We start from the raw sequence: 13,904 nt of genomic DNA, 5'->3' as shown, positions 1-13,904 counted from the left end.
GGAGTCCGTATCAGCACACAAAAAACCGCCCTCCGGGTGGGGGGCGGTTCGTGTGTGCCGTGAAAGGTTCAGTCGGCGGCGCTGCCGTGGTGTCCGGCCTGCGCGTTGGCCTTGTCCTTGGCGGCTTCGGCTTCCAGTTTCGCCTTGATCTTCTTCAGGGTGAAGCTGGCCTCGCGTTCGCGCTGGTCGAGCACGCCGCGAATAAAGCGGATGTCGTCCTGAATGCCCGGAATGCGGATCTGTTCCAGGGCGTTCACGCGGCGGCTGGTCTTCTTGATTTCCTCGCCGATGCGCCGCAGTTTCGTCTCGGTCGCGGCGACCTTGACGATGGCTTCCAGCACGCCGCCGAAGTCGGTGGCGGCCTGAATGGTGCGCGCGCCGACGTTGATGGGGCTGAACGTGGCGGTATTCGTGCGCTCCGGGATCTCGATCTTGGGGACCTTCACGCCGTAGATGCTCACGATCTGCATGTCGACAGCGTAGTCGCCGCTGCCGGCGAGGCTGAGGCTCTCGACGGCTTCGGGGCTGTCCCAGGCTTTCGCGCTGAACAGGCTGGTGTACGCGCCCTTGCTGACGCCGGCGAGTTCCTCGCGCGCGGCGAGGGCATCCTTGACGAGCGCGAAGAACTCCCCGATCAGGGCGTCACGCTTGCGTTTCAGGAGGTCCGCGCCGCTCTGAGCGGTTTTCAGGCTGGCCTTGCTGGCCAGCATGGCGCTGCGGGTGGGGCTGATCTGTTCTGCCATAAGTATTCACCTCCCTGGTCGGTCGGTCACGACGGAAGGCGGGAGTTCCGGGCCACGGGGGCCGGGCCGCCTTCCGTCAGGGGGTTACATGCGGTTGCCTTTCCACATCTCGTCCATCTTGGTGCCGTAGTACTTGTCGATGGAGTCCTTGCCGAGGCGGGTCAGCTGGCTCTGGGGCAGTTTGCTCAGGATGCCCCAGGCGACGGTGAGGCTGTCGTCGATGGAGCGGTCCTGGTTGCCCTGGCCGATGAAGTAGTTCTCGAAGTCGTCCGCGAAGCGCAGGAACAGCTTGTCGGTTTCGCTCAGGGCGTCTTCACCGGTGATGGCGACCAGTTTACGCAGGTCCAGGCCGTTGGCGTACGCGGCGAACAGCTGGTCCGATACGTTCTTGTGGTCGGCGCGGGTCTTGCCCTTGCCGATGCCGTTGCCCTGAAGGCGGCTCAGGCTGGGCAGGGGGTTGATCGGGGGGAACACGCCCTTGGCGTTCAGCGCGCGGTCCACCACGATCTGACCTTCGGTGATGTAGCCGGTCAGGTCGGGGATGGGGTGCGTGATGTCGTCGTCGGGCATGGACAGGATCGGGATCTGCGTGACCGAGCCGGGCTTGCCCTGCACCACGCCGGCGCGTTCGTACAGGCTCGCAAGGTCGGTGTACATGTAACCGGGGAAGCCACGGCGACCGGGGATTTCCTCGCGGGCGCCGCCGATTTCACGGAGGGCCTCGCAGTAGTTCGTCAGGTCGGTGAGGATCACCAGCACGTGGTAGCCGTGCTCGAAGGCCAGGTACTCGGCGGTGGTCAGGGCCATGCGGGGGGTCAGCAGACGTTCCACGGCGGGATCGTCGGCCTTGTTCAGGAACAGCACGGAGCGGGCCAGGGCGCCGGTCCGTTCGAATTCCTGCGTGAAGAACGACACTTCGCGCTGGGTCAGGCCCATCGCGGCGAACACGACGGCGAAGTCACCCTCGTGGCCGGGCACCTTGGCCTGACGGGCGATCTGGGCAGCCAGTTCGTTGTGCGGCAGACCCGAGCCCGAGAAGATCGGGAGTTTCTGACCACGGATCAGGCTGGTGTTCACGTCGATGGTGCTGATGCCGGTCTGGATGAACTCCTCGGGCTTGGCGCGCGCGGCGGGGTTCATGGCCTGACCGTTGATGCTCAGGCGCTTCTCGGCGATCACTTCGGGCAGCCCGTCGATGGGGCGGCCCAGGCCGTCGAAGCGGCGGCCGATCATTTCCTTGCTGACGCCCAAGCGGGCCACGTCTTCGACGAGGCTCACGCTGGCGGTCGCGAGGTCCAGACCACGGGTTTCTTCGAACACCTGGATCACAGCGTTCTGGTCGGTCACGGAGATGACCTGACCGCCGCGCAGTTTGCCGGTGGCGTCCTTGATGTTCACGATGGCGCCGTACGCGAGGTCCGAGGCTGCGTTCACGAACAGCAGCGGCCCGGAGATGTACGCGACGTCGTTGTATTCCTTCTGGAGAAGGGTCACGCTTTCACTCCCTTGAAGGTGGTGTCGAGCTCGCTGAGCACGTCGTCACGGTACGCGGCGAAGTCACCTTCGGCGGTGTAACGGGCGCGGGCGAGTTTCTCGATGACGGGGCTCTGGACGATCTCGTCGATGGTCGCGCCGTCCTTGAGGGCCACTTCGGCCTGATCGTAGAACTTCAGGAACATCTTCATCAGGCCGTAGTTCTTGGGCATGCTGGCGCTGGCGTCGACGGGGTCGAAGCCGTTCTGCTGCAGGAAGTCCTGGCGCAGCATGCGGCCCGCCTCGATGATCAGGCGCTCGTTGTCCTGCAGGGCGTCGGGACCGACGAGCTGCACGACTTCCTGCAGCGCCGCTTCCTGCTGCAGCAGGTTGCCGATGCGCTGGCGCAGTTCCGGGAAGTCCTCGCCGACGTTGGCGCGGTACCAGGAGTCCAGGATGGGCGTGAACAGGCTGTAGGAGCCGTTCCAGTTGATGGCGGGGAAGTGACGGCGGCGGGCGAGGCCGGCGTCCAGACGCCAGAACGCACCCGTGATACGCAGGGTGGCCTGCGTGACGGGCTCGGACATGTCACCACCGGCGGGGCTGACCGCGCCGATCACGCTGACCGCGCCGTCGTCGCCCGCGAGGGTCTTGACGGCCCCGGCGCGCTCGTAGAACGCGGCGAGCTTGGCGCCCAGATAGGGCGGGTAGCCTTCTTCGGCGGGCATTTCTTCCAGGCGGCTGGAGATTTCGCGCAGCGCCTCGGCCCAGCGGCTGGTGCTGTCGGCCATCAGGGACACGCTGTAGCCCTGGTCGCGGAAGTACTCGGCCAGCGTGATACCGGTGTAGACGCTCGCTTCACGGGCAGCCACGGGCATGTTGCTGGTGTTGGCGATCAGGATGGTGCGGTGCATGAGGGGCCCGCCGGTCTTGGGGTCTTCCAGTTCCGGGAACTCGACCAGCACGTCCGTCATCTCGTTGCCGCGCTCGCCGCAACCGACGTACACGACGATGTCGGCGTTGCCGTACTTCGCCACGCTCTGCTGCGTCACGGTCTTGCCCGAACCGAAGGGACCGGGGATCGCGGCCGCGCCACCCATCACCAGGGGGAACAGGACGTCCAGGATGCGCATCCCGGTCAGGAACGGCAAGCTGGGGTCGAGTTTCTTGGCGACGGGGCGGGCGGCGCGCACGGGCCAGTAGTGGGCCATGCGCAGTTCCGTGCCGTCCTCGAGTTTCGCGATGGTCTCGTCGATGTTGTACTCACCGGCGGGCGCGATCCAGGCGAGCTTGCCGCTCTTGTCGGGGGGCGTCAGGACCTTGTGCGTGAAGCTGAACTCCGGCACGGTACCCAGGATGGCGCTGCCGCCGATGGTGTCGCCGACCTGCGCGCTGGGCGTGAAGCTCCACTTCTTGGTGCGGTCCAGGCTGGAGACCTCGATGCCGCGCGCGATGAAGTCGCCCGACGCCTCGCGGATCTTGTCCAGGGGGCGCTGAATGCCGTCGTAGATGCCGTTCAGCATGCCCGGCCCGAGCTCGACGCTCAGGGGGAGGCCGGTGGTGGCCACGGGCTCACCGACGGTCAGGCCGCTGGTGTCCTCGTACACCTGCACGAAGGCGGTGTTGCCGTCGAGGCGGATGATCTCGCCCACGAGGCGTTCGGTGCCCACGCGCACGATGTCGTACATTTTCGCGCCGTACATGCCGTCAGCGATGACGGCCGGTCCAGCGATGCTCTGCACGACGCCAGTCTTGTTCTGCGTCATTTGGTACTCCTTGGGAGAGGGAAACGGTTGATGGAAGAAAGTTGATGGAAGAAGGTGGAAAAACGTCGGCTAGAGCTGGTTTTTACCATTATCCATCGACCATCTGCCATCAACCCCCTCACAGTTTGATATCGAAGCCGATGGTGTCGCGCACCAGTTTGCCCATGTAGGCCTTGGCGTCGACGGTGTCCGGGTTGAACGCGTCGCGCAGGCTGGGGATGGGCAGCAGGATCGGCAGGTCGCGTCCGCGCATCACGCGGGCGGTGGCGGTCGCCGGGTCGGGGATCAGGCCGGTGTCCACGGCGATCAGGCCGTAGGTGCCGCTGATGATCACGCGTTCCAGTTCTGCCACGGCGTTCTCGGGGGTGGTCTCGATCACTTCGGCGCCCGCGAGGCGGTAGCCGGTGGCGGTCTCGGCGTCACTGAGAACGGCGACGCGCTGGGTGGAGGTGCCTCTGGTCATGCCTGCACCTCGCGGCGAATCTGGTCGGTGGGCAGCTCGTAGAACTTGCCGCGGCCGATCAGACGCAGTTTGGCGATCTCGATTTCCTTGCGCCGCAGGAAGTCGAGGATGATGCCCACGCCTTCGGGGTCACCGGCGGCGACGTTGCGCGCGGCGGTGTCCAGGGCGGTGCGGGCGGCGACTTCGGCGTCCTCGAGGCTGGGGGCGTCCAGGATGGCCGAGACGTCGCTCAGGCCGCTGGCGTCCCCGCCGGCGAGGCGGGCGTACCCGGCGGCGTCGAGTTTCCCGCCGGCCACGAACAGGTTCGGGTCGAGGGGTTGTCCGGCGCCCGCGCGGGCGATCAGGGCGTTGGTCACGTCGATCTCGCGGCTGAGGTAGCGGCGCAGGCTGGTGTTGCGTGCCACGCTCAGGGCGTAGCGGTAGTAGCCCTGGTCCAGCGCGATTTCGAGGTCCAGCAGGCGGTTGCTGCTGGCGTAGGCCTGCGCGCCGGCGCGCATCGCGGCCGCGAGCGGGTGTCCGCTCAGGGCGATGGCAGCGGCGGCGCTGGGCAGGTCGCTGCTCTGCGCGGCGGTCTGCAGGGCGCTGGCCTTGATGGTGCCGCCGGGGATCAGGCTGGCGCTGATGGTTTCAGCGCCGCGGCCTCCGGCGACGCCGCGCGCCACGGTCTTGAGGTTCACGAGGTCCCACTTCATCAGCAGGGCCTGAATCTCGCGTTTGGCGTCACCGTCGGCGAAGCCCAGGACTTTCTGGGTGGTGTCGAACAGGTTGCGGCTCAGGGCCTGGTCCAGTTCGCTCAGTCCGGCGGTTTCGGTGGTGGTGGCGCGCAGGTTCGCGGCGAGGTCGGTTTCGCTCAGGACCCGCAGGAACTCCTGGTAGCTGCCCGCGGCGAGCGCCGAGTCAAGCGAGCGTCCGTCGAGCAGCTTGGTCCGCATGATGCGGACGCGCGTGTTGATGTAAGCGTAGTCGTCGGGCATGCGGCCTTCCTTACTCGGCCAGCAGTCGGCTGATCTGCGGCGCGAGTTCGCCGCGTACGCGTTCGAGCCTGCCGGTGAGGGTGTTCTGGATGCTGGACTTGCCGCCGGGGCCGACCAGTCGGACGCCGGTCTTGACCTGCTCGTTGACGCGCAGGTCAAGGGTGCGGCCCAGCTGGGCCAGGGCCTGACGGACGGCGTCGTGCTCGCTGAGCGCCGACTCGACCGCTTCGGCGTTCGGGAGGACCTGCAGGCCCTCGGCGATCAGTTTCGCCAGGATCTGCGGGTACTCGGGCGAGGTGACCGAGGAGTGCAGGTACTGCTCGGAGACCTTGAAGGCCTGAACCTGCAGGCTGTCGGAGGCCGACAGGCGCTGGGCGTTGCCTTCGAGGTCGGCGGCGCTACGCGCACGGACCAGTCCGGCCTGACGGGCCGTTTCCAGTTGCCGGGTCCGGCTGTCCAGGAGGGCCTGGGCGCGTTCGCGGGCGTCGGCGACGATCTGCTCGGCGCGGGCCTGTGCGTCGGCGCGCAGGCGCTCGATTTCCGCCTGGGCTTCGTTTTCGAGGAGCTTGTCGAGCGCCATATCAGTTCAGGATGAACAGCGCAAGGAAGCCGAAGATGACCAGGGTTTCGGGCAGCAGGAAGTACAGCAGCAGGCTGCCGGCCTTGCTGGGGTCCTCGGCGACGGCGCCGACGAGGCTGGAGCCGATGCGGGCCTGGGCGATGCCGGTGCCGATGGCGCCGAGGCCGAGGGCCAGGCCGGCGCCGATGGCGCGCAGACCCTGGTACATGTTGTCGGAGTTACCGGCGGCGGCGCCGGCTTCCTGGGCCAGACCGCTGGTGGCGAGGGCGAGGACGAGGGAAGCGACGACGATCTTGTTGTACTTGGTCATGGTGAACACTCCTGAAAGTTATTTAACCGGCCCCTGGGAGGGGCTGAGGCGGCGAAGGGGGTTGTAACGGGGGCTGGATTCAGCGTTGAAACCGGTCGGGTTGAGGAACTCGACCATGTGAAGACGCAGGGGTTGCAGGATGTGGCCGATCAGGGTGAGGGCCAGCACGAAGAAGTGCAGGACGATGCCCAGGATCACGCCGATCAGGATACCGATGAAGCCCAGGGTTTCGCCGAGGCTCCAGCCGAGGTCGGTGCAGAGTTTCGCCAGGATGGCGGACACCAGGCCGACCGCGAAGATACGGGCGTAACTGACGACCGCGCCGCCCTGCGAGAGCAGTTCGACCGGCAGCAGCGGGTAGTGCTTGATGACGCGCAGCCAGCCGACGATGAACGCGGCGAACCCGGCGTACATGACCAGCACGCGCACGTCACTGAAGTTCGTGAAGGCGCTGAAGTCCTTCCCGGCTTTGGTGGCGAAGGCCAGCATGATCAGGGCCAGCACGCCGCCGAACAGCGCGATGCCTTCCCAGGTGTGGGTGCTGTCCTTGTGCTTGATGCCCTGCTGGATGCGGATCGCCCAGGCCCACAGGACCTGCAGGATGCCGAAGCACAGCGCGAACACCAGCGCGACGTTGCTGAAGTAGGCGGTTTCCAGGCGGGGGAACACGATCGGGATCACGCCGTAGTGCTTGACGCCTTCCTCGATGGGGTAGGTCACGCCGGTCCAGCTCCAGAGACTGTTGAGCAGCTCCGGGTTGATGTAGAAGAAGTGCATGTGCTCCAGCAGGGTGCCGAAGAACTCGCCGGTCAGGAAGCCCCACAGGATGGTCCAGGCGGCCATGACGTTCGTCACGAAGCCCAGGTCCTTGAGGGTGGCGGGCGGCACGAACGCGCCGAAGAAGCTGAGGTTCCAGCCTTCGTTGCGCCGGGCCTTGCCGAGCAGCCACATGCCGAACGCCAGGAACATCAGGCCGTAGCCGATGTCGGCCATGATGATCCCGAAGAACAGCGGGAAGAACAGCGCGACGACCCAGGTGGGGTCGAAGGTGCCGTACTTAGGCAGGGTCATCAGGCCCATGACGGTCTGGAAGGGCTGCACGTACCCGTTGTTCTTCAGTTCGACCGGGACCAGCGTGTCGTGGTGTTCGTCCACGGCGTGCAGTTCGTAGCTGACGGCGTCACCGAAGGTGCCGAGCGCCGCCTGAAGGGCCGGCACGCGGTCTTCGGGCACGTAGCCCTGCATGGCGAGGCTGTACTTGCCGCGGGCGGACACGGCGCGCACGTCGTGAATGGCGACCCGGTCTTTCAGGGCGTCACGCAGGGCGTACAGCGCGGGGGTGTGCGTCTGGGCCAGCCGGTCGCGTTCGGCGTTCAGTTCGCGCTGGCGGCTCTCGCCGCTCTGCTTGATCTGGCCCAGGGCGCTGGCGGCCTCACCGAGGCTCATGCTGTCGAAACGGCCGGGCAGGCGCAGTTCGCCGAGGCGGACCTTGCCCAGCGCGGCGCGCGCGGCGTCACGTTCGGTGCGGAGGGTGGCGATCAGGCCCACGCGGTTCTGGCCGACCGTATCGGTGGCCAGGGCGTGGCGATCACGCAGGGTTTCGTTCAGCGCGGCTTCCAGTTCGGCGACGTTGTCGGTCGGCTGAAGCAGGAAGGGCACGGTGCTGACGCGCCGGCTGCTGTCCAGGCCGCCGGCCAGTTTGGCCAGGGCGCGGACGGCGTCGCCGTAGGCGGCTTCGGCGTCCAGATCAGCCTGGAGTTCCTGACGCTGACGGGCGAGCGCGGCCACGGGAAGCGCGGCCTGCTCGATGGTGTCAGCCCAGGTGTTCTGGGCGGGCAGCGGCGCGGGCGCGGGGCGGTAGCTGCCCAGTTCCGCGAGCGTGCTCTCCACGCGGGCAAGCAGGCGCTCGTCCTCGCGGCGGCTCTGGGCGTCTGTTCCGGCCAGGGTCCCGGTGTTCAGTGGACCGCCCGTGATGGGCTTGAGGTGCAGCACCCCGGCATTCTGCAGGGCCGCAATGACGGCTTCGCTGTCGCGCTTGCGCGTGGCGATCACGACCTGCTGCATGGGGTTGATCACGGAAGCACCGCCCTCATGATGGTGTCCACGGCCTGGCCCAGCTTGGCCTCGGCGCGCGTGCGCGTCGCGTCGGCCTGCTGCTGGGCGCCGGCGCTGGCCTGGGCGCGAATCTGCTCGACTTCTGCGGCGAGCTGCTGCTCCTGCTCGGCCTGCATGGCCTTGGCGCGGGCTTCGGCGCCCTGCAGAATGCTCGCGGCTTCCGCTTCGGCGGCCGCGACCGTCGCCTGCGCCTGGGTGCGCGCGGCTTCGATCTGCCCGTCCAGGGCCGCTTCGCGGCTGGCCAGTTCACTTAAGACTCGACTTGAGACGTCCAAAACTCACTCCTCCTTTCCCTTCGTGACTCAAGCACCCCGGTCAAGGCGCCCCATGAACGTCATGAGGTGTGGCGGGGGTGCGGTGAGTTTTTCGGTGGCCCGACCCTTTGTGATAATTGCGTCAGACTCGTACTCAATCCTAACACAGCCTCCTGAAGGCTCTGGGGGGTCAAGCGTCCCTGTCACCCCGGCGCGGCCTGCCCGCCAGAGTGCCCGGACATCGATGGGCGGTGGGGGCGTAACAGAGGAAGGCAGCACCGGAACTTTCCGGTACTGCCTCTTCATGACCCCAGGGTGCGTACAGGTCATACGGATTCCGTCTGTTTCGTTAACAACCCGGCAGGGCACCGGGTTGCCAACTCCACGCCCGGAATCCGTCCTGCTCCCACTCGCGTCCGCTCGGATTGAACGGTTTTTACAAACCATTCAATCGGAGCCTGTATCAGTCGTTGCCGACGAAGACGGGCGCGGCCAGCGGGCTCTGCGCCTCCTGGTAGCCTTCCTCCTGGTGTTCGGCCAGGTCGATGCCCAGCGTCTCGTCGCGTTCGCTGAGGCGCAGGGGCGTGATCAGCGCGACCAGTTTCAGCAGCACGAAAGTGCCGCTGCCCGCCAGGGCCGCCGCCGCCACGATGCCCAGCAGTTGCACGCCGACCTGACCGGCGTTTCCGGCCAGCAGGCCCGTCCCGGCGGGGTTGATCTCGGGGCTGGCCAGCACGCCGGTCAGCAGGGTGCCCACGATGCCGGCCGCGCCGTGGCAGGCGAACACGTCCAGCGCGTCGTCCGGGAACAGGCGGTGCTTGTTGGCCACCAGAAAGAACGAGACGGTGCTGGCCACCGCGCCGATCAGCAGCGCGCCGCCGGGCGTCACGAAGCCGCAGGCGGGCGTCACGGCGACCAGTCCGACAACCGCGCCGGTGGCCGCGCCGATGGCGGTGGGTTTGCCGCCCCGCACCTGATCCCACAGCATCCAGGTGAGCAGCGCGGCGGCGGCGGCCGTGTTGGTGTTCAGCAGGGCGGAGGCGGCCACACCGTTGGCGGCCAGTGCGGAGCCCGCGTTGAAGCCCAGCCACCCGACCCACAGCAGCCCGGTGCCCAGCAGAACCAGCGGCACGCTGTGCGGTACGTGCGCCACACGCGGGTAGCCCAGGCGGGAGCCCAGGACCAGCGCGGCGACCAGTCCGCTGACGCCGCTGGCGACCTCGACGACCGTGCCGCCCGCGAAATCCAGCAGGCCCAGCTTGAACAGCCAGCCGTCACTGCTCCAGACCCAGTGGGCCAGCGGGGCGTACACGACCAGCACCCACAGCGCGCCGAACAGCACGAACGCCGGGAAGCGCATGCGCTCAACGACGCTGCCACTCACGACGGCCAGCGTGATCACCGCGAACAGAATCTGGAATACCGCGAACAGCGGGGTGGGAATGGTGCCGGTCAGCTCTCCGGCGGTGCCGTTCAGACCCACCTGGGACAGGCCGCCGATCAGGGCGTTCCCGCCGGGACCGAAGGCCAGGGTGTACCCCACGGCGACCCAGGCGACGCTGGCGACGCCCATAGCGGCGAAGCTCATCATCATGGTGTTCAGCACGCTCTGGGCGCGGACCAGCCCGCCGTAGAAGATGGCGAGGCCCGGGGTCATCAGCAGGACCAGTGCGGAGGCCAGCAGGATGAAGGCGGTGTCGGCGCCGTTCACAATTGACCCGGGCTGAGGCGGGTCTCGGTGACGGGCGTCAGTGCGGCGGCGTCCTCCTCACCGGTGCGGATGCGGATCACGCGGTCCAGGGGTTGCACGAAGATCTTGCCGTCGCCGACCTCTCCGGTGCGCGCACCCCGGCAGATGGCGTCGATGGCGGCCTGCACGAACGGTTCGCTGACGGCCATGCGGAACTCGACCTTGTCGTGGAATTCCACCATGACGCGCGTGCCCCGGTAGTGCTCGATGACGATCTGCTCGCCACCGTGCCCGCTGACGCGTGAGAGCGTGATGCCGCTGATGCCGGCCTGGAATAACGCTTCTTTGACCTGCTGGACCCGATCGGGTCTGACGACTGCCGTGACCAGTTTCATGAACACAAGGTAACGATCTGTCAAGGCCAAACCGGAAGGTTGTCCAGAAACGCGTGAACGTTTTGCAGCTTAATCCATAAAATCGGCAGACCGAAACGGGAGAAAGTGCTGATTGCCACGCCCGGCCGGACGCCAGGGCAGCAGAGGGCCGGCCCCTGGGGATGCGGTCAGGGGCCGGCCAAACGTGGAGGGTCTGATTGTCAGTGCGGGCCGGGTCAGAATTCCGGACGGGACCCGCGTGGAGGGTTCAGAAGATTCAGCAGGAGCGGGAAGGCGGAACTGGAATCTGGATTCAGTCGCCGCCGACGAACACCGGAGCGCCCAGGCCCGTCTCGCTGTCGGAGTAACCCTGCTCGCTGTGGGCGCTGATGTCGATGCCCGCGATTTCCTGGCCGACCGGGACGCGCAGCGGCATGACCAGACCCACCAGCTTCAGCAGGATGAAGGTGCCCAGGCCAGTCCAGACGATGGCGGCCACCACTCCGATCAGCTGGATGAGCATCTGCTCACCCCAGGGCTTGCCGCTGCCGGTGGTGAAGGCCAGCGCGCCGGTCAGAACGGCCCCCACGATGCCGGCCACCCCGTGGCAGGCGAACACGTCGAGGGCGTCGTCGGCCTTCACGCGGTTTTTCATCTGCACAGCGGCGAAGCTCGCGGCGGCGCCCAGCACACCCACGATCACCGAGGCGGCGGGGCTGACGAAAGCGCAGGCGGGCGTGATGGCAACCAGACCCACGACCAGTCCGGTGGCGGCGCCCACGGCGGTGGGTTTGCCGTTCCGCACGCTTTCCAGGCCCAGCCAGGTCAGCATGGCGGCGGCCGGGGCGATCAGGGTGGTCATGAAGGCCAGTGCGGCCGTCTGGTTGGCGGCCAGGGCGCTGCCGGCGTTGAAGCCCATCCAGCCGAACCACAGCAGACCGGCGCCCAGCAGCACGAAGGGAACGTTGTGCGGAACGTGCGCGGTCTTGGGGAAGCCGATGCGGGCGCCCAGCACCGAGGCGGCCACCAGGCCACTGACGCCGGCGGCGATGTGGATCACGGTGCCGCCCGCGAAGTCCAGCGCGCCCATCTTGAACAGCCAGCCGTCGGCGTTCCAGACCCAGTGGGCCAGCGGGGCATAGATCAGCAGGCTCCACAGGCCGCCGAACAGCACGAACGCCCCGAAGCGCATGCGCTCGATGACGGCCCCGCTGATCAGGGCGACGGCGATGATGGCGAACATGGCCTGGAAGGCCGCGAAGATGTACGAGGGAATCGTGCCGGTCAGCTGCCCCGCCAGGCCGCTGAAGCCCGCGTTGGACAGCCCGCTGAAGAAGGCGTTCCCGCCGGGCGCGAAGGCGATCGAGTACCCGCCGAGCATCCACAGCACGCCGACCAGACCGATGCACACGACGCTCATCATCATGGTGTTCAGGACGCTCTGGGTGCGGCTCAGGCCCCCGTAGAAGAACGCGAGGCCGGGCGTCATCAGCAGGACCATGGCCGAGGCGACGATCATCCAGGCGGTGTCGCCGGTATCCAGTTTGGGCGCCTCGGTCTGCGCGAGGGCCGCGCCGCCCAGCGTGACAGCCAGGGGCAGCAGCGCACCCAGGCGGGCGCGGGGGGTTCGGGTGGGGGTGGTCAGCATGGTCACTCTCCTTGGAGGGGCCTGAAGTCGGGAGATCCGAAGGGGGGGCGGGTCAGGCCGGGTTGGGTCGGGCCGGGTTGGTTCAGGCCGGAGCCAGGCGGGTTTCGGTGACGGGCGTCAGGGCCGCCGTCCCTTCCTCGCCCGTGCGGATGCGGACCACGCGGTCCAGGGACTGCACGAAGATCTTGCCGTCGCCGACCTCGCCGGTCCGGGCGCCCTTGCAGATGGCCTCGATGGCGGCCTGCACGAAGGGTTCGCTGACGGCCATGCGGACTTCGACCTTGTCACGGAACTCGACCATGACGCGGGTGCCGCGGTAGTGCTCCACGATCTCCTGTTCGCCGCCGTGCCCGCTGACGCGGGAGAGCGTGATGCCGCTGATACCGGCCTGGAACAGCGCTTCTTTCACCTGCTGGACCCTCTCGGGCCTGATGACAGCCGTGACCAGTTTCATGGCGTCTCCTTTTTGCAGCTCAATTTGCAGTGGTTGCATCCCTGCATACCCCGAGCTTAGAGACAGATGTGCAGAATGTCAAAATATTTCTGACAATTTGGCTAGATTTCGCCGGACGGATTGCGTCATCTTCCCCTAAAAACGCGTTCTGTTGGCCCAGGGCTGCCCGTGCGACCGAATTTCACGTACAGATTGCACGGCAGCTGAACGAAATCGTGGCAGGCGCCAGCCCTTAGCCCCCTCTCCCCTCCCCTGCGGCCACCGCACAACACAGGCGCGCGGCCGTCCCCGGGAAAAGGACGGCCGCGCCATCAGGTGTTCTGGTGTCTGTAGGTGTGCAGCCCGCGCACCCTCTGCCGGGCCTACAGCGCAGCCGGACCTACACCAACCGGTGGGGCCGCAGCCTTGTCCAGAAGCGCACGGCCAGCACGACCACCACGGCCAGCAGCACGGCTCCCAGCACCGGCGCGAACACAGCCAGCACGCTGAGCAGCACACTCGTACCGTCCTCGACACCGCTGACGACCGGGTTCCCCAGGCCGCCAGTCGTGGCGGTCGCCACCGGCCGCACCGCCGTGCGCGTGGCGTGCACGCCGCCCGCCACGATCAGGCCCAGCGCCATGCTCAGGGCCGGGGGTATGTCGGCCACGCCGGACTGCGAGGCGAACAGCACCGCGCCGGCCGCCGTGTTCACCACGCCGCCCAGCAGGTGCAGCGCGTGATCCACACCCGGAATCTTGTCGCCCACGAAATCCAGCAGGCCCAGCACACCTATGCCCACCAGCACCCAGGTGTTGCCTAGCAGGTCGAAGGGTTCATTCAGGCCCAGTACCCCGAAACGGGACAGCAGGCCCACCAGCAGCAGCGGCACGAAGGCGTTCAGGCCCGCCGCGCCCGACAGGCCCAGCGAGGACAGCAGACCGGAGAGCAGTTCCATACGCCCCACAGTACGCGCCGCCGTGAGGGGGCGTTCCACCCCCCCCGGCTTCCGGCCCCACCGGGGGCAGTGGAGGCCAGACCGTGAAAGTCCGGGCAGTGCAAGTCCGGGGGGAGGGGCGGG

14 protein-coding genes are annotated in these 13,904 nt (G+C 67.4%); all 14 read right to left on the bottom strand.

The genetic code is table 11. The features are described 5' to 3' along the window. Nucleotides 1-68: 68 nt before the first annotated feature. A complete protein-coding gene (locus M8445_RS05440; RefSeq protein ID WP_273990232.1) occupies nucleotides 69-743 on the bottom strand; it encodes a V-type ATP synthase subunit D in 675 nt (224 codons plus the stop codon). Between the two features lie 84 nt (nucleotides 744-827). Then, on the bottom strand, nucleotides 828-2,237 hold the full coding sequence (locus M8445_RS05435) for a V-type ATP synthase subunit B (RefSeq protein ID WP_078301214.1): 1,410 nt from the start codon (nucleotides 2,235-2,237) through the stop codon (nucleotides 828-830). Next, on the bottom strand, nucleotides 2,234-3,982 hold the full coding sequence (locus M8445_RS05430; protein WP_273990231.1) for a V-type ATP synthase subunit A: 1,749 nt from the start codon (nucleotides 3,980-3,982) through the stop codon (nucleotides 2,234-2,236). Before M8445_RS05430 ends, M8445_RS05435 begins: the two co-directional genes overlap by 4 nt. A gap of 118 nt (nucleotides 3,983-4,100) precedes the next feature. Next, nucleotides 4,101-4,445 carry a V-type ATP synthase subunit F gene (locus tag M8445_RS05425; RefSeq protein WP_273990230.1) on the bottom strand — a complete coding sequence of 115 codons (345 nt, stop codon included), beginning with the start codon at nucleotides 4,443-4,445 and terminating at the stop codon, nucleotides 4,101-4,103. After that, complete coding sequence (locus M8445_RS05420) at nucleotides 4,442-5,419, bottom strand: V0D/AC39 family V-type ATPase subunit (protein ID WP_273990228.1); 978 nt, start codon at nucleotides 5,417-5,419, stop codon at nucleotides 4,442-4,444. The genes M8445_RS05425 and M8445_RS05420 overlap by 4 nt, the downstream gene beginning before the upstream one ends. 10 nt (nucleotides 5,420-5,429) lie before the next feature. Further along, nucleotides 5,430-5,999, bottom strand: a complete 570-nt coding sequence (locus M8445_RS05415) for a V-type ATP synthase subunit E (protein WP_273990226.1) — start codon at nucleotides 5,997-5,999, stop codon at nucleotides 5,430-5,432. A 1-nt stretch (nucleotide 6,000) separates the two neighbouring features. Next, nucleotides 6,001-6,309 carry a V-type ATP synthase subunit K gene (locus M8445_RS05410; protein ID WP_273990223.1) on the bottom strand — a complete coding sequence of 103 codons (309 nt, stop codon included), beginning with the start codon at nucleotides 6,307-6,309 and terminating at the stop codon, nucleotides 6,001-6,003. An 18-nt stretch (nucleotides 6,310-6,327) separates the two neighbouring features. Next, a complete protein-coding gene (locus M8445_RS05405; protein WP_273990220.1) occupies nucleotides 6,328-8,385 on the bottom strand; it encodes a V-type ATP synthase subunit I in 2,058 nt (685 codons plus the stop codon). Then, on the bottom strand, nucleotides 8,382-8,699 hold the full coding sequence (locus M8445_RS05400; protein ID WP_273990219.1) for a V-type ATPase subunit subunit G family protein: 318 nt from the start codon (nucleotides 8,697-8,699) through the stop codon (nucleotides 8,382-8,384). The genes M8445_RS05405 and M8445_RS05400 overlap by 4 nt, the downstream gene beginning before the upstream one ends. Nucleotides 8,700-9,141: 442 nt before the next feature. Then, nucleotides 9,142-10,389 carry an ammonium transporter gene (locus M8445_RS05395; RefSeq protein WP_273990218.1) on the bottom strand — a complete coding sequence of 416 codons (1,248 nt, stop codon included), beginning with the start codon at nucleotides 10,387-10,389 and terminating at the stop codon, nucleotides 9,142-9,144. Then, nucleotides 10,386-10,763 carry a P-II family nitrogen regulator gene (locus tag M8445_RS05390; protein WP_273990217.1) on the bottom strand — a complete coding sequence of 126 codons (378 nt, stop codon included), beginning with the start codon at nucleotides 10,761-10,763 and terminating at the stop codon, nucleotides 10,386-10,388. Before M8445_RS05390 ends, M8445_RS05395 begins: the two co-directional genes overlap by 4 nt. 292 nt (nucleotides 10,764-11,055) lie before the next feature. Next, complete coding sequence (locus M8445_RS05385; protein WP_273990216.1) at nucleotides 11,056-12,390, bottom strand: ammonium transporter; 1,335 nt, start codon at nucleotides 12,388-12,390, stop codon at nucleotides 11,056-11,058. An 82-nt stretch (nucleotides 12,391-12,472) separates the two neighbouring features. Continuing rightward, complete coding sequence (locus M8445_RS05380) at nucleotides 12,473-12,844, bottom strand: P-II family nitrogen regulator (RefSeq protein ID WP_189066536.1); 372 nt, start codon at nucleotides 12,842-12,844, stop codon at nucleotides 12,473-12,475. A 379-nt stretch (nucleotides 12,845-13,223) separates the two neighbouring features. Continuing rightward, the gene (locus M8445_RS05375; RefSeq protein ID WP_273990215.1) at nucleotides 13,224-13,781 is read right to left on the bottom strand and encodes a DUF4126 domain-containing protein; all 558 of its coding nucleotides are present in this window, start codon (nucleotides 13,779-13,781) and stop codon (nucleotides 13,224-13,226) included. Nucleotides 13,782-13,904 lie beyond the last annotated feature (123 nt).

This window comes from Deinococcus aquaticus, assembly GCF_028622095.1.
Classification (GTDB): Bacteria; Deinococcota; Deinococci; order Deinococcales; family Deinococcaceae; genus Deinococcus; species Deinococcus aquaticus.
The sequence above is the reverse complement of the archived record's forward strand: the minus strand, read 5'-3'. Positions and strand labels throughout refer to the sequence as shown.

What these genes read in the sequence shown, in the direction of transcription:
- M8445_RS05440 (WP_273990232.1), bottom strand. Translation starts at nt 743, where the DNA reads ATGGCAGAACAGATCAGCCCCACCCGCAGCGCCATGCTGGCCAGCAAG.
- M8445_RS05430 (WP_273990231.1), bottom strand. Translation starts at nt 3,982, where the DNA reads ATGACGCAGAACAAGACTGGCGTCGTGCAGAGCATCGCTGGACCGGCC.
- M8445_RS05425 (WP_273990230.1), bottom strand. Translation starts at nt 4,445, where the DNA reads ATGACCAGAGGCACCTCCACCCAGCGCGTCGCCGTTCTCAGTGACGCC.
- M8445_RS05420 (WP_273990228.1), bottom strand. Translation starts at nt 5,419, where the DNA reads ATGCCCGACGACTACGCTTACATCAACACGCGCGTCCGCATCATGCGG.
- M8445_RS05415 (WP_273990226.1), bottom strand. Translation starts at nt 5,999, where the DNA reads ATGGCGCTCGACAAGCTCCTCGAAAACGAAGCCCAGGCGGAAATCGAG.
- M8445_RS05410 (WP_273990223.1), bottom strand. Translation starts at nt 6,309, where the DNA reads ATGACCAAGTACAACAAGATCGTCGTCGCTTCCCTCGTCCTCGCCCTC.
- M8445_RS05390 (WP_273990217.1), bottom strand. Translation starts at nt 10,763, where the DNA reads ATGAAACTGGTCACGGCAGTCGTCAGACCCGATCGGGTCCAGCAGGTC.
- M8445_RS05385 (WP_273990216.1), bottom strand. Translation starts at nt 12,390, where the DNA reads ATGCTGACCACCCCCACCCGAACCCCCCGCGCCCGCCTGGGTGCGCTG.
- M8445_RS05380 (WP_189066536.1), bottom strand. Translation starts at nt 12,844, where the DNA reads ATGAAACTGGTCACGGCTGTCATCAGGCCCGAGAGGGTCCAGCAGGTG.
- M8445_RS05375 (WP_273990215.1), bottom strand. Translation starts at nt 13,781, where the DNA reads ATGGAACTGCTCTCCGGTCTGCTGTCCTCGCTGGGCCTGTCGGGCGCG.